16 protein-coding genes are annotated in these 19,638 nt (G+C 63.5%); 9 read left to right on the forward strand and 7 right to left on the reverse strand.

All coding sequences use genetic code 11. The features are described from left to right. Positions 1-22 precede the first annotated feature (22 nt). Positions 23-991: a fatty acid desaturase gene (locus tag ABIE49_RS32380; RefSeq protein ID WP_192734920.1), complete on the forward strand. Its 969-nt coding sequence runs from the start codon at positions 23-25 to the stop codon at positions 989-991. Here the strand turns inward: ABIE49_RS32380 and ABIE49_RS32385 are convergent. Beyond that, on the reverse strand, positions 978-1,589 hold the full coding sequence (locus ABIE49_RS32385; protein WP_192734919.1) for a TetR/AcrR family transcriptional regulator C-terminal ligand-binding domain-containing protein: 612 nt from the start codon (positions 1,587-1,589) through the stop codon (positions 978-980). The genes ABIE49_RS32380 and ABIE49_RS32385 overlap by 14 nt on opposite strands. 39 nt (positions 1,590-1,628) lie before the next feature. Further along, entirely contained in the window at positions 1,629-2,483 is an 855-nt protein-coding gene (locus tag ABIE49_RS32390; RefSeq protein ID WP_192734918.1) for a VOC family protein, read from the reverse strand. Between the two features lie 73 nt (positions 2,484-2,556). Between ABIE49_RS32390 and ABIE49_RS32395 the strand changes: the two genes are divergently transcribed. Beyond that, positions 2,557-3,924, forward strand: coding sequence for an NAD(P)/FAD-dependent oxidoreductase (locus ABIE49_RS32395; protein ID WP_192735228.1), 1,368 nt, complete (start codon positions 2,557-2,559; stop codon positions 3,922-3,924). 12 nt (positions 3,925-3,936) lie between these two features. On the opposite strand, the gene ABIE49_RS32400 is transcribed toward ABIE49_RS32395, so the two are convergent. Genes ABIE49_RS32400 through ABIE49_RS32415 form a run of 4 tightly spaced genes read right to left on the reverse strand, consistent with a single transcriptional unit; the run spans position 3,937 to position 9,024 of the window. Beyond that, positions 3,937-5,574: an ABC transporter ATP-binding protein gene (locus ABIE49_RS32400; protein WP_192734917.1), complete on the reverse strand. Its 1,638-nt coding sequence runs from the start codon at positions 5,572-5,574 to the stop codon at positions 3,937-3,939. Further along, complete coding sequence (locus ABIE49_RS32405) at positions 5,571-6,401, reverse strand: ABC transporter permease (RefSeq protein WP_192734916.1); 831 nt, start codon at positions 6,399-6,401, stop codon at positions 5,571-5,573. Before ABIE49_RS32405 ends, ABIE49_RS32400 begins: the two co-directional genes overlap by 4 nt. Before the next feature lie 4 nt (positions 6,402-6,405). Beyond that, on the reverse strand, positions 6,406-7,383 hold the full coding sequence (locus tag ABIE49_RS32410; RefSeq protein WP_192734915.1) for an ABC transporter permease: 978 nt from the start codon (positions 7,381-7,383) through the stop codon (positions 6,406-6,408). Positions 7,384-7,407: 24 nt separating this feature from the next. Next, the gene (locus ABIE49_RS32415) at positions 7,408-9,024 is read right to left on the reverse strand and encodes an ABC transporter substrate-binding protein (protein ID WP_192734914.1); all 1,617 of its coding nucleotides are present in this window, start codon (positions 9,022-9,024) and stop codon (positions 7,408-7,410) included. A 428-nt stretch (positions 9,025-9,452) separates the two neighbouring features. Between ABIE49_RS32415 and ABIE49_RS32420 the strand changes: the two genes are divergently transcribed. Next, complete coding sequence (locus tag ABIE49_RS32420) at positions 9,453-9,752, forward strand: HU family DNA-binding protein (protein ID WP_192734913.1); 300 nt, start codon at positions 9,453-9,455, stop codon at positions 9,750-9,752. Positions 9,753-9,889: 137 nt separating this feature from the next. Here the strand turns inward: ABIE49_RS32420 and ABIE49_RS32425 are convergent, their stop codons facing one another. After that, the gene (locus ABIE49_RS32425) at positions 9,890-10,669 is read right to left on the reverse strand and encodes an SDR family oxidoreductase (protein ID WP_192734912.1); all 780 of its coding nucleotides are present in this window, start codon (positions 10,667-10,669) and stop codon (positions 9,890-9,892) included. Between the two features lie 283 nt (positions 10,670-10,952). On the opposite strand from ABIE49_RS32425, the gene ABIE49_RS32430 reads away from it, so the two are divergent. The 6 genes from ABIE49_RS32430 to ABIE49_RS32455 all read left to right on the forward strand — a co-directional run bounded on the left by ABIE49_RS32430 (position 10,953) and on the right by ABIE49_RS32455 (position 19,580). Next, complete coding sequence (locus tag ABIE49_RS32430) at positions 10,953-11,798, forward strand: CmcJ/NvfI family oxidoreductase (RefSeq protein WP_192734911.1); 846 nt, start codon at positions 10,953-10,955, stop codon at positions 11,796-11,798. A gap of 82 nt (positions 11,799-11,880) precedes the next feature. Beyond that, positions 11,881-13,116 carry an MFS transporter gene (locus ABIE49_RS32435; protein ID WP_192734910.1) on the forward strand — a complete coding sequence of 412 codons (1,236 nt, stop codon included), beginning with the start codon at positions 11,881-11,883 and terminating at the stop codon, positions 13,114-13,116. Positions 13,117-13,188: 72 nt separating this feature from the next. After that, positions 13,189-14,505, forward strand: a complete 1,317-nt coding sequence (locus ABIE49_RS32440) for an aspartate aminotransferase family protein (RefSeq protein WP_192734909.1) — start codon at positions 13,189-13,191, stop codon at positions 14,503-14,505. A gap of 40 nt (positions 14,506-14,545) precedes the next feature. After that, on the forward strand, positions 14,546-16,210 hold the full coding sequence (locus tag ABIE49_RS32445) for a hydantoinase B/oxoprolinase family protein (RefSeq protein ID WP_192734908.1): 1,665 nt from the start codon (positions 14,546-14,548) through the stop codon (positions 16,208-16,210). Positions 16,211-16,212: 2 nt separating this feature from the next. Further along, positions 16,213-18,255 carry a hydantoinase/oxoprolinase family protein gene (locus ABIE49_RS32450; protein ID WP_192734907.1) on the forward strand — a complete coding sequence of 681 codons (2,043 nt, stop codon included), beginning with the start codon at positions 16,213-16,215 and terminating at the stop codon, positions 18,253-18,255. Between the two features lie 95 nt (positions 18,256-18,350). Continuing rightward, positions 18,351-19,580, forward strand: coding sequence for an ABC transporter substrate-binding protein (locus ABIE49_RS32455; protein WP_192734906.1), 1,230 nt, complete (start codon positions 18,351-18,353; stop codon positions 19,578-19,580). The last annotated feature ends 58 nt before the right edge of the window (positions 19,581-19,638 follow it).

The raw sequence follows: 19,638 nt of genomic DNA on the forward strand, positions 1-19,638 counted from the left end.
ATCCAATGAGGCGTTTGCAACCATGAACATCGTGACGTCAGTTGAACCAAAACTCCGGGAGAAGCCGCTCAGTCCCGCGATGCTCCGCGAACTCTCGGAACGATCGGATCTTCGAGGCGCGGTTCGCACTGTCAGCCATTACGGCGCAATTGCCATCGTCGGGACCCTGATATGGCTGGTCTCGTCGAATTACGGGTTGGCGTGGACCTTGCCGCTGATCGTCGTGCAGGCCTATCTGGTGGCCTTCCTGTTCATGCCGATGCACGAGACCGCCCATAAAACCGCGTTCCGGGGCCGCGCGCTGAATCTTGTCGTCGGCCATCTGTCGGCCTTCATGATCGCGCATCGCTACGAGTATTACTGCCTGTTTCACTGGGACCATCATCGCTACACGCAGGATCCCGACAAGGATCCGGAGCTGATCGTTGGCCCCAAACCGTCCTCGGACACGCAACTCGCGATCGCCTATAGCGGGCTTGTTCAGATCGCCGGCCGCGAGGCGCTGATGCTGCGTCACGCGCTGACCGGCAAGGTTTCGTTGCCCTGGATCCCCGAGAACAAGCGCCACATCATCGTGCGGGAAGCGCGCCTCTATCTCGCGGGTTACGTCGCGCTGCTGCTGATCTCGCTCGCGCTGCATACCGCGCTTCTGCTCTGGGTCTGGATCGTTCCGCTGCTGATCGGCCAGTTGATCCTGCGGCCCTACCTCTATGCCGAACACACCGGATGCGAACGAACGCGCAGCGCCTTCGACAACACCCGCACCACCTATACGGGCGCCGTGATGAAGTGGTTCGCATGGAACATGCCCTATCACGTCGAGCATCATGCCTACCCCTCGATACCCTTCCATGCGCTGCCGAAATTGAACCGGATTGTCGACGACCGGATTGCGTTCCGGGGGCAGGGCTATCTGGCCGTGACGCGCGAGACGTGGGCCTGGTTCCGCCGCGAGCGGCGTAGGCACGTCGATGGTATCAGCGGCTCTTGATGATCAGCAGGGTGTCAACGAGATTGCGGGCTTGCGCCGGCGAGATCGGCTTGATGCCGAAGATGTAGCGATAGAACAGGCTACCATAGATCGCGTCATAGAGGTCTTCCGGCGTCCCGGCGGCGCCAACGCTGCCGTCCTGCTGGCCGACTGCTATCAGTTCGACCAGCGCCGTCCTTCGATACCGGAGATAGCGCTCGTAGAAAATCTCCGCGGAGCCGGTGTTCGAAATGCATTCGGAGATCACCGCGAGCTGTACCTTGCCAAACTCTCCCTGCAGCGCTTTCGCATAGGCCGCGGCGTGGCTTCTCAGGCGGTCTGCCGGCGTGCCGGTGCTCGGCAGCGGCAGCATCAAGGAAGCATGGTGCAGGAACGCGTCGATCAGCAGCGCCTCGCGCGACGGCCACCATTTGTAGATGGTCATCTTCGAGACGTTCGAATCCCGCGCCACCGCATCGATGCTGGTGGCGGCAAGGCCCGTGGTTGCCATCAGGGTGTAGGCGCTCTGCAGAATGGCGTTGGTCGTCTCGGCGGAACGGGGGCGGCCACGGCGCGTCGTTGCCGTGTCGCCGTCCGGTTCGCCCTTGCCCTTCGCCATGATCCGGCTGTCCCCCGATACAGCGACAAGCGCTGCCGGCTACGCCCTGACGAAGGCGAGCAGGGTGCCGTTGCCGGCGGCGGGTGGCACGATCACGCCACCACCGCTGCGAACACCAGTGCCACCGAGCGCCTTCCCGGCTGCGGCGACGTCGGCCTCAATCACCAGTCCCGCGCCGCCGCGGTTGGGCAGGCCGGCCAGCGAAACTTCAGGATATCGCTTGCTCAGTTGATCCCTGGTCAGGAATACGAAATCGGCGCGATCGGAGCCCGAGGGCACGGCGATGGCGCCGTCCTGCTCGGCCCTGACATCGCGATCGATCATGCGCGACATATGCGCGGCGTCGTTGGCGGGCTCCGGCGATACGATCAGCACCTGCCGCAGGCGCTTGGCGCCATTGGCGTGCTTCATCAGTTCGGGAATCCACACCGTCTCGCGGGTCTTGTGCTGGCACGCGAAGATGCGCACGCCGCCCGGGGCTTCCGCGGTCGGCCATTGGAAGGTGCGGAATTTTGCCGCTGAAATGGTGCCATCGGGCATCGTCACTGGTCGTTCGAAATCGGTCGGTCCAACCGGCGGATAGCCGCGCGCGCGAATCTCTTCGGCGCCGTCGGCGGAATCCACCGCGGTGAAGGCGATCCGCTCGATGCCCTCGCCGCGCTTTTCCAGAAACGCGCGCGCCGGAGCATTATGTTCTGTCGGCGTCAAGACACCGAGCAATTCCATATAGTCAGGGTCGAACATGATGGTGTAATTGCCCGATCCCATATGCGCGCTGTGGGTGCCACGCGGCGACACCGTGAAGCCGAGCCGCCTGTAATTTTCAGCTGATTTGTCGAGGTCCTTCACCATGACCACGGCGTGATCTATTCCGACGACGTTCTTGAGTGCCACTCTGCTATTTCCCCGGGCTGATGATGCGTACTAAGCTAACCATTCGATCTGCCGCCCGCAAGAAAGGATCATGATGAATAGCGCTGAAGTCCGCTGGCCGCCTTCGCTGTGGGCCGCGGTGACGCCATCAGGGCCTGATCTTCCGGAATTGATCGGCAGCCAGCAGGCCGATGTGATCGTGATCGGCGCGGGCTTCACGGGACTATCGACGGCGCTGCACCTGCGTGAGGCCGGTGTCGATGTCGCGATCGTGGAAGCCGCGGAGCCGGGATGGGGCGCGTCGGGGCGTAACAACGGCCAGGTCATTCCGACGCTGTCGCGGCCCGATCCGGAAGACATCATTGCCAAACACGGTGCGGTCGGCGAGCGCTTCGTCGGCATGCTGCGCGACAGCGCTTCGACATTGTTCGAGGTGGTGCAACGCTACAAGATTGAAGCCGAGCAGGAGCAGGCCGGATGGGTGCAGCCGGTACATTCGCCGGGCCGCATCAAGATCGCGGAAAGGCGTGTGCGGCAATGGTCGAAGTTCGGCGCGCCGGTTGAACTGCTGTCGCGCGAGCAGGCGCGCGACATGACCGGGTCGGATGCCTGGTACGGCGGCTTCTGGAACAGGACCGGCGGCCACATCAATCCCCTGGCGCTGGCGCGCGGGCTGGCGCACGCGGTACTCGGGCTCGGCGCGCGCATCTACGCCCGTTCGCCGGCAATCAGTTTCGAGCGTCGCGGCGATCGCTGGGTAGTGAAGACCGAAAAGGGCGAGATCAGCGGCCGTGCGCTGGTGGTTGCGAGCAACGCCTATAGCGGCGAATTCTCGAAATCGCTGGTGCCTGATATCGCACACGAGGTGATGCCGGTGCTGTCCTGGCAGATGTCGACGCAGCCGCTGTCCGACAACGTCCGCAAGACCATCATCCCCGGCCGCCAGGCGCTGTCCGATACCCATGGCGAACTGTATTTTGCGCGTTACGACGCGCGCAATCGGCTGGTCACCGGCGGCGCCGTGCTCGGCCCCGGCAACAAGGTCGAACGGATAAAAGCTGTCGTGACGGAGCGCTTGCAGCGGCTGTGGCCTCAGATCGGCGAGGTCTCGTTCGACTATGTCTGGAACGGCTATGTCGGGATGACGGCGGACTTCTTGCCGCGCATCCACCGATTGGGGCCGAATGCCTATGGATGGACCGGCTGCAACGGCCGCGCGGTCGCGCTGACGATCCCGCTTGGCAACGAACTGGCGAAGGCAGTCCGCGGCGTGCCGGAAAACGAACTGGCTTTGCCGTTCACGGATCCCATGCCGTTCATGATGCACGGATTGCTGCGCAAGCTCGCGCCGTGGATGATGGTGTTCTACCGGCAGCGCGATGCGCAGGAGCTGATGAAGAGTAATCGATTTGAGTTGCTGCCTTGGGCGGAGCGTCTGCTCGCCTCGCGCCGGCCGCAGTGACCGCTGAACATTCTAACTGACGATCAGCGCGTCGCGCTTGCGCGTGAAGTCGCCGCCGGGGATCGAAGCCAGCAAAGCTTGCGTATAGGGATGCTGCGGGTTGCCTAACACGTCGCCTGCGAGGCCTTGCTCGACCACGGCGCCATCCTTCATCACGGCGACGAGATCGCAGATTTGCGCGGCGACCCGCAGATCATGCGTGATGAAGACGATGGAGAGGCCGAGCCGCTGCCGCAATTCGGCGAGCAGTTTCAGCACCTGCGCCTGCACCGAAACATCCAGCGCGGAGACCGGTTCGTCCGCGACCAGCACGGCCGGCTTGAGCGCGAGCGCCCGCGCAAGGCCAATGCGTTGCCGCTGGCCGCCGGAGAATTCATGCGGAAACCGGTCGCCGGCGGAAGGATCGAGCCCGACCAACGCAAACAATTCCCGCGCATCCGCGATTGCCTCGGCGCGCGGCGTGCCGTGCACGATCGGTCCCTGCGCCACCAGCTCGGCCGCCTTGCGGCGCGGATTGAGCGAGGCGAACGGGTCCTGGAACACCATCTGGATGTGACGGGTCTCGCGGCGGACGTTCTCACGCGACATCTTCGCCCAGTCATTGCCCTCGAGCAGGATCGCTCCCTTGTCCGGATCAATCAGCCGAACGATGCAGCGCGCCAGCGTTGATTTGCCTGATCCGGACTCGCCGACGATGCCGAGCGTCGCGCCTCTAGGCAGGGAGAGCGACACGTCCTTGACCGCGGGCGTCACGCGCGCGCCGCGGCCGAGGAACCCGCCGGTGCGGTAGGTCTTGGAAACATCCGATATCGTCAAAATGTTCTCGGTCGAGAGCGCGCGCGGCGGCGGCGCCTTCAGCGGCGGCACGGCGGCGATGAGTTGCCTGGTGTAGGCATGCTCGGGATGGTTGAGCACCGTAGTGGCCGGGCCTTGTTCAACGATCGCGCCGTGCTGCATCACCACGACGCGGTCGGCGATCTCGGCGACGACGCCGAAATCATGGGTGATGAACAAGACCGCGGCCTTCCGTCGTTGCTGCAGGTCACGGATCAGCTTCAGGATCTGGGCCTGCGTCGTGACATCGAGCGCGGTGGTCGGTTCATCCGCGATCAGAAGCTTCGGGTCGAGCGCAAGCGCCATCGCGATCATCGCGCGCTGCCGCTGGCCGCCCGACAATTCGTGCGGATAGGCCTTCGCCGCGACCTTGGGATCGGGGATCCGCACGTCGGCGAGCAGGGCCAAAACCCTGGCAGCGATTTCGACCTTGGACAGTTCGGTGTGGATCGAAAACATCTCTGCGATCTGATCGCCGATGGTGCGCAGTGGATTGAGCGCGGTCATCGGCTCCTGGAAGATCATGGCAATGCCGGCGCCGCGCACCTGGCGCATTTCGGCGACGGTGGCGGAGGCGAGGTCGCGGCCCTCGAACATCACCCGGCCGGCGTCGATGGTCACGTCGTTGGGCAGCAGGCGCATGATGGCGTTGGCCATCATCGACTTGCCGGAGCCGGATTCGCCGACCACGCAGAGGATTTCATCCGATGCGATCGACAGCGACACGTCCGACAATGCGTGCCGCCGGTCGGCGCCCGACGGCAGGCGGACGCCGAGGTGCTCGATCGAGAGGACGGCGTTCGGCGGCGCGCTCATCGGCTCTTCAGCCTCGGATTGAGCGCATCGTTGAGGCCCTGGCCGACCAGCGACACAGCGAGCACCGTGACCAGGATCGCGATGCCGGGGATCGCCGAAACATACCACTGCACCCGCAGCACATCGCGGCCGAGGCCGATCAGGTTGCCCCAGGACGCCACGTTGGGATCGGACAGGCGCAAGAACGCCAGCGCGCTTTCGAGCAGGATCGCGACCGCCATCACCACGCTGGCGTAGACGATCACCGGCGGCAGCGCGTTGGGCAGGATTTCGCCGAGGATCAGCTGAATGTCCTTCATGCCGAGCGTGCGGCCTGCCTGGACGAATTCGCGGTTGCGCAGCGACAGGAATTCGGCGCGGGTGAGCCGCGCCGGCGCCGGCCACGACACCACGCCGACCGCGATGGTGACGGTGGTCAGGGTCGAGCCGAACACGGCGACCAGAACCAGCAGCAGCACGAAGTTCGGCAAGGTCTGGAAGGCCTCGGTGATCCGCATCAGCACGGTATCGACCCAGCCGCCATAATAGCCGGCGAACGCGCCGACGAAGATGCCGATCAAAATCGCAATCGCCGTGGCGACGCCGCCGATCAGCAGTGAAATCCGCGCGCCGTAGAGTATCTGTGCGGCGATATCGCGGCCCGAATTGTCGGTGCCGAGCAGGAAGCGCGGATTGGAGAATGGCCAGATCAGGGGGCGACCGGCCAGTGCGAGCGGATCGCGCGGATAGAACCAGCCGGCGCTGACCGCCATTGCGATCACGATCAGCAGCAGCACCAGGCCTGCGACCGCGGCGGGACTGCGGAAATAGCGTTTGACCGCATCCATCGCGCTAGCCCTCCGCCGAGATGCGGGGGTCGAGCCGCGCATAGAGGAGATCGACGGCGAAGTTGACGACAATGACGAGGAGGGCGGAGACGAACACGATGCCGAGCAGCGTATTGAGGTCGCGCTGCACGACCGACTCGTAGGCCAGCCGTCCGAGCCCCGGCAGGGAGAACACGCTTTCGACCACCACCGACCCGCCCAGCATGGTGCCGGCCTGCAGGCCGATCAGCGTTACCATCGGGAGGAGGGCGTTGCGCAACACGTGCCGCGTCACCACGCGGGTCTCGTCGAGGCCTTTGGCGCGGGCGGTTCGGACATAATCGAGGTTGAGCACCTCCAGCATCGAGGCGCGCATGATGCGCAAATAAATGGCCAGGAAGATCAGCCCGAGAGTCAGCGTCGGCAGCACGAGATGCTGGGCGATGTCGATGGTGCGCCAGATGCCTACTTGCACTGTGCCGATATTCTCAAAACCTCCGGGCGGCAGCCACTGCAGATAGACCGAGAACACCACGATCGCCATCAGCCCGAACCAGAAAGAGGGCGTGGCGTAGAACACGAGACCAAGCGTCGAGATCAGCGTATCCGGCCAGCGGTTGACACCACGCGCCGCGATCACGCCGAACAACAGGCCGAAGAAGAACGCAAAGGACAGCGACGCCGTCATCAACAGAATGGTCGGCGGCAGCCGCTCCAGGATGACTGAGGCCACCGGCTTGCCATAGATCGAGGAAAAGCCGAGATCGAGCCGGACCAGACGCCACAGATAATTGCCGAGCTGGGCCGGCACCGAAAGGTCGAGACCGTAGAATTTGCGCAGCTCGCGCGCGGTCGCGGCGTCGCCGCCGCCCATCTGCGCCATCATCGCATCGACGGTGTCGCCCGGCGCGAACTGCAGCAGCAGAAACACGCCGATCAGGATCAAAAACAGGGTCGGGATCGAGGCGGCGAGCCGCCGCCCCGCAAGGCTCAGGATGCGCATAAACCTATCTTGGCTGATATGGCCTCAGGCGGAAAGCCAAAGATCGTGCCAGCTCGACGAGCCCCAGCGCGGCGTGTTGGAGTGGTTGCGCGCCTTGGCCGAGATCACGGTGACGAAAATCTGCTCGATCGGCATCCAGACCGGCAGCTCGGTATTCACTTCCTTGACGAACTGGGCGTAGAGCGCCTTGCGCTTGGCGGGATCGACTTCCGTCGCCGCATCGTCGATGGTCTTGTCGGCGGCTGCGTCCGTCCAGTTCCACTGGTTGGTCCACGGCGCGCCCTTGGGCTGGCCGGAGCGATACCAAACCGTGGTCGAGACCGCAGGGTCGTTGCGGTACTGATGCCAGCCGGTCGCAAGATCGAAGGCGTGCTCGTCATAGACCTGCTTGAGGAAGCCGCCGCCATCGTTGCGCACGATCTCGACGGGGATGCCGATCTCGCCCAGGGATTGCTGGATAAAGGTCGACCACAGCGAGATGTCCTCGCCCCACGGCGCCGGAAGCAGCTTCAGCGAAAACCGCGTACCGCCAGCGCCTGCCTTGAAGCCGGCCTCGTCGAGCAGCGCCGCGGCCTTGGCCTTGTCGTAGGGATATTGCGGCGTGTTCGGTCCGGGATAGAAATCCGTCGAGGTCGAGGGGATCGGGCCGGTGCCGAGCTTGGCGAAGTCGCCGAGGAAGTTGTCGATGAAGAACGGCACGTTGATCGCGTGCGCGATCGCGCGGCGGACCTTGATGTCGGACAGTTCCTTGCGGCGGAAGTTGAACTCGAGCGTGTTGGTGCGGGCATTGCCTTCATTGCCCTTGGTCGAAACGACGAAGCGCTTATCCTTGGCGAGCCGCGCCATGTCCGAGATCGTCAGGCCCGAGAACGGGCTGTAATGCAGTTCGCCGGCTTCCATCTGCGCCGCTGCAGCGGCGCGATCGGTGATCACGCGCCAGACGATGCGATCGAGATAGGGGGCGTTGGGACGCCAGTAGTCCGGGTTGCGGTCGGCGATGATGTATTGGCCGCGTTCGTACTTGACGAACTTGAACGGGCCGGTGCCGACAGGCGCGAGATTGGTCGGATTCGGGCGGATGTCGCCGCTCTCGTAGAGATGCTTGGCCGAGATGTAGCCGAGGTCGGGCAACGCGCGCAGCAGCAAATTGAGCGGCATCGGCCGCTCGTATTTGAAGATCGCGGTTTGCGGATCCGGCGTCTCGACGGCGGTGAGGAACAGCTGCAGCGTCGAACCGTAGTTGAGGATCTTCTTCCACATGTTCATGGCGGTGAATTCGACGTCGGCCGAAGTGAACGGCTTGCCGTCGTGCCAGGTGACGCCCTTGCGCAGCTTGAAGGTGACGGTCTTGCCGTCGGGCGAGGCTTCCCAGCTCTCGGCGAGAACGCCGACCGGTTTGCCGCTGGCGTCGAGGTCAACCAGATTTTCCTGAATCTTGCCGCTGATGATGTAGACGCCGGTGGACGCCTGAATGCTCGGATTGAGCTGGCGCTGCTCGGCGCCGTAATGAACGTTGAAAACGCCGCCCTTCTTCGGGGTTTCCTGCGCAAAAGCCCGCATCGGATTGATGACATTGGCGGCAATCGCGGCTGACGTCAGCAGCGCGGTGCGGCGATTGATCTGGAGGCGGGTCAAATCCATGCGAAACTCTCCGAAGGGTACATCAGGCGGTGCGCCGTTCAGCCGGCGGCGGGCTCGCCTCGATGCTACGATGGAAGGGGAACTGGAGTCATTTTCTAATCGCCGCCCGGTTCGGAAAATCCTTCCGAAAATCCGGACATGCGCATCATTGTCGCGATCGCCGCCGTTTATTCGGCATCAAAACCATCGCTCGCCATGACGGCGATCAGGCGCGGGGAGTGGTCGGAGATCGTCGAAAAAGGCTGTCTGGCAAGGCATTTCGCCGCATTCAACCGGTTTAATGCACCGCCAAAGCCTTAAAAACTAGCCTATTTCCCGCGAATCAGTGCAAGTCAAATAGCGATATAGTTGTGCAGAATGTCGAAAAGCCTGTTTTTTTAGGCAATTTCCGCCATATCGTGCCTCTTCCAGAATCAAATGGAGCAACCATGGCTACCCAAATGTCTAAGTCGCAGCTGATCGAGAAGATCGCGACGTCCACCGAAGTTTCGAAGAAGGAAGTCAAGGGCGTGATGGACGCGCTCGTTGACGTTGGTCACAAGGAGCTGAAGAAGAACGGGGTGTTCCTCGTCCCCGGCTTCGCCAAGTTCGTCGTGGTCAAGAAGCCCGCGACCAAGGCTCGCAAGGGCACCAACCCCTTCACGGGCGAAGAAATGATGTTCAAGGCCAAGCCGGCGCGCAAGATCGTCCGCGCCCGCCCGGTCAAGGCCGCCAAAGACGCGGTCTGATAGCGAAAAGGCCTCCGGCGACGGAGGCCTTTTTTGCCCGGGCCATAGCGTTCTCGAGCGAAATGGTCAGAGGTTCGCGTAAGCGAAGCGCGCCAGAGCGGGATTCCGGTTCTGAGCCCATCAGGGCCGGGGTGCCGCTAGACCACCGGCGACCGGCCGCCATCGACATTGATGGCCGTGCCGGTGATGTATGATCCCTGCTCCGAGGCGAGGAAGCAGGCGAGGTTGGCGAATTCCTCCGCCGTGCCCATCCGCCCGAGCGGAACGCCTTTGGCGAGGTCGCGGGTAAAATCGTCGAAATCGGTATCCGGCGCCTTCTGGGCGTGCCGCTTGACCCATTGATCGCTCACGATCAGCCCGACCAGCATCGCATTGACCAGGACGTTGTGCGGGCCGCCCTCGTTCGCCATCGCCTTGGTCAGCGCCATGCCGGCCGCCCGGGAGACCGAGGTCGGGGTTGACGCGGCAGCTGGCGCCTTGGCGCCGATGTTCAGCACGTTGATGATGCGGCCCCATTTGCGCGCCTTCATGCCCGGCCAGACCAGCCGGCTGAAACGGATCGCGGCGAACAGTTTCAGGTCGAGGTCGTCCTGCCACATTTCGTCGGTTACGGTCTCGAACGCCATCGCGCGCGAGGTTCCGGCGTTGTTGACGAGGACGTCGACCGGGCCGAGATCGGCGGCGATCGCCTCATGGGCCTTGGCTATATCCGCCGCCTTCGAGACGTCGCAGACATAGTCGCGGACCTCGACGCCTTCCCTGGCGAGTGCCTCGCGCGCGGCCTTCAAGTCCTGTGCGCCGCGCGCCAGGATCGCGACCTTGGCGCCCGACTCGGCAAATCGACGCGCGACGGCAAGCCCGATGCCCTTGCTGCCGCCGGTGACGGCGGCAACGCGGCCCTTCATGGTGACGTTCATTTATTCCTCCCTGGATGCGGCGTCTTTGCGGCCGCTCCGTGCTGTAACGCTGGACGGGCGGGGAGAGTAGATCAACCCGGACATGGCAAGGCGTGCGTTTTGCGGGCTAACGAACCCGTGAAGCGCAGAAATATCCATCCGGGCGAGCCGCTGTGCGCGACAAGGATGTTTCCCGTATCGCACCTGCGGGAACGGCAATTTTGCTATTTCCAATGCGGTCTTGTGGGGGAGGGCCGGCCAGCCAAAATCAAATCGAACCAACAATAGAGTCCAGGAGAATGCCATGGGCCTGCAACAAGCAAAACTCGAGTCGCTTCCCTTCGTCACCGGCGAACTCAACTACCTCGCGCCAACCCCCGGAAAACCCCGCACCTACGCCTTCGATCCGCCGCCCGGCGAGCCCAGGTCGACGGCGCTGCCCGAACCCCATCAAGTTCCGATCTTCGACGCCCGCCTGATCGCGGGTAACCTCTCGCTGGACCGCGAGGGTTTTGCCCTGGTCCGGCACCCGACCAGCGTCCGGAATTTCTACGACGATAAGGAGGTGCGGAACGTCTACTATCCCGCCGCCGAAGCTTTTCTCCGCGCAACGCTGAAAGCCGACCGGGTCGTGATATTCGACCATACCGTTCGCAAGCGGGTGGAGGGTGCGGCCGATGTGCGGGGCGCCGGCCCGCGCCAGCCGGCCACGCGGGTCCATGTCGACCAGACCGAACTGTCAGGAGCGAACCGGGTCCGCGAACATCTGCCTGACGAGGCGGACGAACTCCTGAAGGGCCGGGTCCAGGTGATCAATCTGTGGCGGCCGATCCGCGGACCGCTGCGCGATACACCGCTCGCGATGCTTGACGGCCAGACTGTGGCGCCCGGCGATCTCGTCGCCTCCGACCTGATCTATCCGAACCGGCAGGGCGAAACCTATTCCGTGAAGTACAACCCCGACCATCGCTGGTACTACATTCCGGAGATGACCGCGGACGAGGCGCTGCTGCTGAAGTGCTACGATTCCGCCACCGACGGCCGCACGCGGTTCGGGCCGCACACCGCCTTCATCGATCCAACGACGCCGAAAGACGCCGCGCCGCGCGAAAGCATCGAACTGCGGACACTGGTGTTCCACAAGCACTGATCGCGTCGCCGGGAATACCATTTGGTATTCCCGGCGTATCGGTGTTACGCCCGGCTGCAACAAGGCCGGGAAGAAACGAAACATGGACGGCGGCAAGGCCGACGACGCGGATGTCAACATCCGTGCATTGATTTTTGCGCTTCTGGCGCTTGCCTGCGGTCACATGCTTTCGACCCTGCTGCGGACGATCCCGGCCGTCAGCCTCGACGTGATGGCCGCGGATTTCAAAACGTCGCCGCAGGCGCTGGCGAGCCTGACCTCGATCTATCATTTTTCGTTCGCGGCATCGCAGATACCGGTCGGCGCCGCGATGGATCGTTTCGGCGTGCGGCCGGTTTCGCTCAGTCTGCTGATTGGAACGATTGTCGGCGCGTTGGCGTCCGGCCTGGCAACCGGGCCGGAGAGTTTTCTGTTCGGACAATTCCTGCTCGGGGTTGCGAACTCGGGCATGTTGATGTGCCCGATGACGCTTGCCGCAAAGCAATTATCTCCGGCGCGGTTCGGCCTGTGGTCCGGACTGATCCTGTCGATCGGCAATATCGGCATGCTGCTGTCGTCGAGCCCGCTCGCCTTCGTCGTCGAACAATGGGGATGGCGGGCGGGGTTCTGGATTTCCGCCGGCTTCGGCCTGATGGTGGCACTCGCCGTTTATGCCCTGGTGCCGAACCAGCGGGCTGAACATGCCGATCGTTCGTCGCCGCTGTCGCAGATGGCAAGCGTCCTGCGCATCGGCGTGTCGTATCGGCTGCGCGGCCTGATTGCCATTGCGCTGGTCTCGCTGGCGGCCGTGCTGGTGCTTCGGGGTTTGTGGGGCGGGCCGTGGCTGATGGAGGTCAAGGGGCTCAGCCGGATCGGGGCAGGCAACGCGCTTGGCCTGTTCACGATCGCGCTGATCGTTGGGCCGGCTCTGATCGGTCTTTTCGACCGAAGCTTTGGCCATCGCCGCGAGGTGCTCGCGGCCACGCATTTCCTGGCGGCGCTGCTGCTCGCCTTGATGGCGGCGGGCGCGTCTCATTTTCCGGTCTCGGACCTGTTCGGCGTAGCGGCGATGCCGGCTCAGTATGACATTGTCCTGCTGGTGTTGATCGGTTTTGCCATGTCGGCCCAGCCACTGGTGTTCGGCATGACGCGGCAACTCGTCGACGAGCAGAACACCGGCAAGGCGCTGTCAGCGGTCAATCTGGCGTTCTTCCTGGGAGCGGCGCTGATGCAATCGGCAACCGGCGTGGTCGCGGCGCTCCTTGGACTACCTGCCGTGCTGCTGTTCATGGGCGCGGCGCTGATCATCGGGACAACGCTGTTTTTGCTGTATACCTAGCAGACCGTTTTCGGCTTTCGTCAAAAGCGGCTACAAGGTCAGGCCGAAGTTTCAGGGATGGTGGAAGATCGCATGTATCCGGATCCAAATTCCTCGTCGCAAAAAATGTACAACCGCGCACTGGCGAGCCTGCCCGGTGGCAATACGCGCACCACCGTCTTCATGAAACCGTATCCGATCTACGCCGCGCGCGGCGAGGGATGTCGGGTGTGGGACCTCGACGGCAACGAGTACATCGATTGCATCAACAATTTCACCTCGCAGATTCACGGCCATGCCCACCCCGTGTTGATCAAGGCCGCGACCGCGCAACTAGCGTTGGGATCGGCATTCGGGATGCCGACCGAATCCGAGGTCGATCTTGCCGAGCTGCTCGCCGCGCGATTGCCGTCGGTCGACCAGGTGCGCTTTTGCAATTCGGGCACCGAGGCTGTCATGATGGCGCTGAAGGCCGCCCGCGCCCATACCGGCCGCCCGAAAATTGCAAAATGCGAGGGCGCGTATCATGGCTCCTATGATTACGCCGAGGTCAGCCTCGATCCGACGCCGGAAGCCTGGGGCCGCAACGCGCCAGTGTCCGTCGCCTATGCCAAGGGCACGCCCGACAATGTGCTGGCCGATGTCCTGACCATTCCCTTCAACGACACCGAGGCCGCGGTCAGCCTGATCCGCGAGCATGGTCCTGAACTCGCCTGTGTCCTTGTCGATCCCATGCCCAATCGCGCCGGACTGGCGCCGGCCGATCAGGCCTATCTGGAGGCCTTGCGCAAGGTGACGCGCGAGGTCGGCGCGCTGCTCGTTTTCGATGAAGTCATCACGTTCCGGCTCGGCTATCGCGGCGCGCAGGGTCTGTTCAATATCGACCCCGATCTGACCACGCTCGCAAAAATCATCGGCGGCGGGTTTCCGGTTGGCGCGGTGTGCGGCCACAAGGAGTTCATGGCCGTGTTCGACCCCCGGCCGGGCAAGCCTGCGCTGCCGCATGGCGGCACATTCTCCGCCAATCCGGTGACGATGCGCGCCGGTATCGCGGCGATGGAACTGCTGGACGAGGCGGCGTTCGCGCGGCTCGATACGATGGGGGAGGCGGTTCGATCAGGGATCGATGCAGCGTTCCGCCGCCACAATGTTCCCGGCCGCACCGTCGGGCTCGGCTCGCTGCTGAAGATACATCTCGTCGATCGTCCGGTGCGCGACTATCGCTCGGCCTATCCGACCGAAGCGGAAGCCAGGCGTCAGGTGGTTTTCAACCAGGCGCTGCTCAATCGTGGCGTGCTGGCGGCGGGCAATGGATTGATGGCATTGTCGACCCCGATGACGGATGCCGATATACATGCGATCATCGATGCCGTATCGGGCGCGATATCGGAAGTGTCGGCTTCGCTCTAGGTTCAAGAACAACAAGGCAAGCAAGAACAACAAGGCAAGAATGTCCGCCAAGATCGATCCCATCACACGGTCCGTCGTCCAGCATCGGCTCAGTTCGATCGTAAAAGAGATGGGCGAAGCCATGCTTCGCACCTCCTATTCGCAGATCCTCAATTCCAGCCGCGACTTTTCGTTAGGGATTTGCGATACGCGCGCCCGCCTGATCGCGCAGGCCGATCACCTTCCGGTGCATGTCGGCGCGTTGCCATGGGCGACGATCGCGGTGGAGGAGCGCTTCAAGGACGTCAAGCCGGGCGACGTCTTCCTGCTCAACGATCCCTATTATGGCGGCAGCCATCTGCCTGATCTCACCGTCTTCGTGCCGGTATTCGACGGCGACAAGCGGTTGCTCTGGACCATCGTGCGCGCCCACCAAAGCGATATCGGCGGCGCGACGCATGGCGCCTACAATCCCGGGGCAACGGAAATCTGGCAGGAGGGCCTGCGCATTCCGCCGATCAGACTATCTGAGGCGGGGCGGCCGCGCGAGGACCTGCTCGAGATGCTGGCGCTGAATGTGCGAAACCCGCGCGAGTTTCGCGGTGACCTTGCCGCGATGCTGGGCGCGGCGCATCTCGGCGAACGTCGCGTCGCAAAACTGTTCAGCGAATTCGGCGCGCCGGTCGTCGAAGCCGCGATCGAAGCGATCCTGGATGCAACCGAAGCGCAGACCCGCGCCGTGGTCTCGACCTGGAAGGACGGCGTCTTCCACGGCGAGGCGTTTCTCGACGATGACGGCCACGGCCGCACGGATATAAGGATCGCGGCCAAGGTCACCAAGAAGGGCAGCGATGTCGAGGTCGATCTGACGCAGTCCGATCCGCAGTCGACCAGTTTTGTCAATTCCTCGCATGCCAACATGCAGGCCGCGGTCGCGATGGCCTTTGCCTATCTCATCGACGCTGACATCCCCAAGAACACCGGCGCGCTGCGGCCGCTGAAGGTGATCGCCAAACAAGGGACGATTGTCTGGGCCGATCCGGGCCGGCCGGTGACGCTCTGCACCAGCCATCCTTCCAACGAGATCGTCGAAGCAATTGTGAAGGCTATGTCCGCCTCCTGTCCGGAACGCGCGATGGCCGGTTGGAGCCGCAGATTCCGGATCGCGATTCAGGGCGAGGATCCGCGTAGCGGAAAGCAGTTCATCTGGCATTTGTTCCAGGCTCGACCGGGCGGCGGTGCTTCGTCCGGTGGCGATGGTTACTCGTCGATCGGCGAATGGCACAGCGTCGGTGGATTGAAGTTCGGAAGTATCGAGGTCGCCGAGGCGCGCTTTCCGTTGCACTTCCGCCAGCATGAATTCCGACCGGGCTCCGGTGGCGACGGACAGTTCCGCGGCGGTCTCGGCGTTGCCCTGGATCTGGTGCTGGAGACCGAGAAGCCGTCACGCGGCAACACCGCGGGCGATGGCGCACGTCACGGCCCCTGCGGCATGCTCGGCGGCGAGGACGGCGAGCCGCATCATTATCGCCTGCTGTCCGAAGGCCGCGAGCCGCGCGTGTTGCGCACCAAGGAAGTCGGCATCGAGCTCCATCCCGGCGATTGCCTCGAGATACGCTCGTCCGGCGGCGGTGGCTGGGGGCCACCGTCAAAGCGATCGGCGGAGGCGCGGCGACGCGACGCCGAGCAGGGATTGACCAGTGTTTCCGCGGAGCGGCGTGGCTGACGATGTACACAATCGGAGTTGACGTCGGCGGAACCTATACCGACCTGGTGGCCACGGATGCGTCCGGGCGAACCATATTCGCAAAATCGCCATCGACACCGGCCGATCAGTCGATCGGCGTCATGACCGGCCTCGAAGAACTGGCGCGGCGGCTGAACACGACGCGTGCGGAAATGCTCGCGGCCACCGACCGGCTGGTGCACGGGACGACGGTTGCGACCAACGCGTTGCTGGAACGCAAGGGTGCCAAGGTCGCGCTCTTGACCACCGAGGGCCATCGCGACGTCATCGAAATGCGCGAAGGCCTCAAGCCCGATCGCTACGATCTGCGCTCGCCGCCGCCGGAGCCCCTGGTGCCGCGCGAACTGCGTTTTGGCGTTCGCGAGCGGCTCAAGGCGAATGGCGAGGTTTTGACTGCGCTGGATGAGCGCTCGCTTGACGAGGCCATCGACGGCATCCGGAAATCCGGCGCGACCTCGGTCGCGATCTGCTTCCTGCATTCCTATCTCAACCCCGTCCACGAACTCGCCGTGGTCGAGCGGCTGGCAAGAGAATTGCCTGACGTCAGCGTGTCGCGTTCCAGCGACGTGCTGCCGCAGATCAAGGAGTATGAGCGCGTCTCGACCACGATCGTGAACGCCTATGTCGAACCGATCGTGCGGCGCTATCTCACCAACCTCGAACGGCGCCTGAAGGAGGCCGGCCTCAAGGGCAGCCTGTTCGTGATCCTGTCGCATGGCGGCATGGCGCCGGTCGAGGAAGCCTCACGCCTCGCCGCGGGCACGGTGCTGTCAGGGCCGGCGGGCGGGATGTCAGGCGGCAGACGCTGTGCGGAGCTGCTCGGCATTCCCGATCTGGTGCCGTTCGACATGGGTGGAACCAGCACGGACATCTCTCTCATTTCGGACGGACAGGCCTCGCTCTCCGCCGACGGCCTGCTCGCGGGCCTGCGCATTGCGTTGCGCAGCCTCGACATTGCGAGCATTGCGGCCGGCGGCGGTTCGATCGCCAGCGTCGATGGCAGCCGCACGCTGCGGGTCGGTCCGGAAAGCGCCGGCTCGATTCCAGGCCCGGCCTGCTACGGCAATGGCGGGCAGGCCGCAACCGTCACCGACGCCAATGTCGTGCTCGGCTATCTCGATGCGGCCGCCTTCATGGGCGGGCAGCGCCCGCTCGATCGCGCGGCATCGGAAGCAGCGGTCGACCGCGTCGCCGCAGCCATGGAGCTCTCGCGCGTCGAGGCCGCCGCCGGCATTTACCGCATGATCAATTTGAACATGGCCGACGGCATCCGGTTGATGACGTTGCGCCGCGGCGTCGATCCCAGGAAATTCGCGCTGCTGAGTTTCGGCGGCGCAGCGGGTCTGCACGCGGCCGAAGTTGCGCGCGAACTGGAGATCAAGCGCATCATCGTGCCGACGGTGGCCTCCGTGCTGTCGGCATGGGGCATGCTGACCAGCGATCTGCGCTATGAGATGAGCCGCACGCATTACGGTAAGGCAGCGCGCATTTCCGCCGGAGAAGTGCGTGAGCTGTTCGCCGAACTGGAGCACGCGGCCGCCGGCCGGTTGCGTTCATGGTTCAACGGACCGCTGTCGATCGAACGTTCCGCCGAAATGCGTTACGGCGAGCAGATTTTCGAGATTGACGTATCGCTTGACGGTCTCGACTGGAATGCGGCCGATCTCGTCGACCGGATCGAGCAGCGCTTCCATCGCAAGCACGAGGAACTCTATACTTACGCCTCACCCGGCCAGGAGGTCGTGTTCGTCAATGCGCGCGTCGCGGCGGTCGGCACTGTTGCGCCAAACGATCAGAATACGCGGCCGGCAGCATCCGCCAGCGCGTGCGTGCCACGCGGTAAGCGACAGGCGTTCTTTGGCGGCTGGCGCGAGGTGCCGGTCTATGCGCTCGATGCGCTGCAGCCCGGTCATTCCCTCACTGGTCCTGCCATCATTGAGGCTGAAACCACCACGGTACTGATCGATACCGGCGACCGTGTCAGCGTCAATGCGCTGGGGTGGCTGGATATTACCCTGCGCTGAACACAAAAATTGATTTCAGCAGCGACGGATTGGGCAGTATGGTCGCAAGCGCTGGGTTAGGCGTCACAAGCTTGAGTTAGCGTGAGGCCATGTTCATGAAAACAATAAAAGAAACTATCCTGGCCCTGTTAGCCGCCGCGCTGTTCGCCGGCATTCCAATATCAGCGCGGCAGGCCCATGGCGGCGGCGTCACCGATACCGAAATCCGCATCGGCAACATCATGCCCTATAGTGGGCCGCTGGCTGCATTCGCGGCGATCGGCAGGGCCGAGGCCGCCTATTTTGACATGATCAATGATCGCGGCGGCATCAACGGTCGCAAGATCAAATTCATCTCCCGTGACGACAGCTCCAATCCAAGGATGGCAGCCGAGCACACAAGCCAACTGGTGGAACAGGAGAACGTGCTGCTGATGTTCGGCTCGTTCGGTACGCCGAGCAATCTGGCGACGCGGACCTACCTCAACGAGAAGAAAGTGCCGCAACTCTTTGTCGCGTCCGGCGACGAGGAATGGGCGCACCCGAAGCGGTTTCCGTGGTCCATGGGTTGGCAGCCGACGTTTCGCGCCGAGGGACGGATTTACGCCAACTACATCCAGGCCTCCTATCCCGATCGCAAAATCGCGGTGCTCTGGCAGAACGATCAGTTCGGACGCGATCTGTTCAGGGGATTGCAGGAAGGGCTCGGCGTCACGGCCCGCATGATCGTGGCTGATATCGCCATCGAGGCCGATATGTCGATCGATGCGCAGGTCGACATCCTCAAGAATTCCGGAGCTGAAGTGCTCGTGCTCAATTGCGCGCCGCCAATCTCGGCGCGGGCCATCCGCAGAGCGGCCGAACTGGGTTGGTATCCGGTGGTGGTGCTGGTCAATGCGGCGGCTTCAATCGCGAATGCGCTGAGACCTGCCGGGCTTGCGAACGCCACGGGCGTGATCTCGACCTCGTTCCTCAAGGACGCCGGCGACACCACCTGGAAGGAGGATCCTTCGATCAAGGCGTGGCTGTCATTCATGGACAAGTACTATCCCGACGGCGACAGGGAAGATAGTTACGCCATCTTCGGCTATGCTGCGGCCGAAACCCTGGTCCAGGTATTGACCCAGTGCGGCGACGACCTGTCACGCGAGAACATCATGCGGCAGGCCGCGTCGCTGAAGAATTATCAGAGCCCGATCATTCTGCCGGGCATTGCCATCAACACGGGACCTGCGGATTTTCATCCCATCAAGCAGATGCGGCTGGTGCAATTCGACGGCAACGCCTGGCAGCCGATCGGCGACGTGATCGAGAGCGCGTTTGCGCGCAAGCCGGGCGATAATTGACGCTGGGGAGTCCTTCCGTCGTCGTCCCGGCCTTGAGCCGGGACCCACGCCGTGAAGT

Source organism: Bradyrhizobium sp. OAE829 (assembly GCF_040546575.1).
In the GTDB taxonomy this organism is placed as follows: Bacteria; Pseudomonadota; Alphaproteobacteria; order Rhizobiales; family Xanthobacteraceae; genus Bradyrhizobium.

What these genes read in the sequence shown, in the direction of transcription:
- ABIE49_RS32380 (WP_192734920.1), top strand. Translation starts at nt 23, where the DNA reads ATGAACATCGTGACGTCAGTTGAACCAAAACTCCGGGAGAAGCCGCTC.
- ABIE49_RS32385 (WP_192734919.1), bottom strand. Translation starts at nt 1,589, where the DNA reads ATGGCGAAGGGCAAGGGCGAACCGGACGGCGACACGGCAACGACGCGC.
- ABIE49_RS32395 (WP_192735228.1), top strand. Translation starts at nt 2,557, where the DNA reads ATGAATAGCGCTGAAGTCCGCTGGCCGCCTTCGCTGTGGGCCGCGGTG.
- ABIE49_RS32400 (WP_192734917.1), bottom strand. Translation starts at nt 5,574, where the DNA reads ATGAGCGCGCCGCCGAACGCCGTCCTCTCGATCGAGCACCTCGGCGTC.
- ABIE49_RS32405 (WP_192734916.1), bottom strand. Translation starts at nt 6,401, where the DNA reads ATGGATGCGGTCAAACGCTATTTCCGCAGTCCCGCCGCGGTCGCAGGC.
- ABIE49_RS32410 (WP_192734915.1), bottom strand. Translation starts at nt 7,383, where the DNA reads ATGCGCATCCTGAGCCTTGCGGGGCGGCGGCTCGCCGCCTCGATCCCG.
- ABIE49_RS32415 (WP_192734914.1), bottom strand. Translation starts at nt 9,024, where the DNA reads ATGGATTTGACCCGCCTCCAGATCAATCGCCGCACCGCGCTGCTGACG.
- ABIE49_RS32420 (WP_192734913.1), top strand. Translation starts at nt 9,453, where the DNA reads ATGGCTACCCAAATGTCTAAGTCGCAGCTGATCGAGAAGATCGCGACG.
- ABIE49_RS32425 (WP_192734912.1), bottom strand. Translation starts at nt 10,669, where the DNA reads ATGAACGTCACCATGAAGGGCCGCGTTGCCGCCGTCACCGGCGGCAGC.
- ABIE49_RS32430 (WP_192734911.1), top strand. Translation starts at nt 10,953, where the DNA reads ATGGGCCTGCAACAAGCAAAACTCGAGTCGCTTCCCTTCGTCACCGGC.
- ABIE49_RS32435 (WP_192734910.1), top strand. Translation starts at nt 11,881, where the DNA reads ATGGACGGCGGCAAGGCCGACGACGCGGATGTCAACATCCGTGCATTG.
- ABIE49_RS32440 (WP_192734909.1), top strand. Translation starts at nt 13,189, where the DNA reads ATGTATCCGGATCCAAATTCCTCGTCGCAAAAAATGTACAACCGCGCA.
- ABIE49_RS32445 (WP_192734908.1), top strand. Translation starts at nt 14,546, where the DNA reads ATGTCCGCCAAGATCGATCCCATCACACGGTCCGTCGTCCAGCATCGG.
- ABIE49_RS32450 (WP_192734907.1), top strand. Translation starts at nt 16,213, where the DNA reads ATGTACACAATCGGAGTTGACGTCGGCGGAACCTATACCGACCTGGTG.
- ABIE49_RS32455 (WP_192734906.1), top strand. Translation starts at nt 18,351, where the DNA reads ATGAAAACAATAAAAGAAACTATCCTGGCCCTGTTAGCCGCCGCGCTG.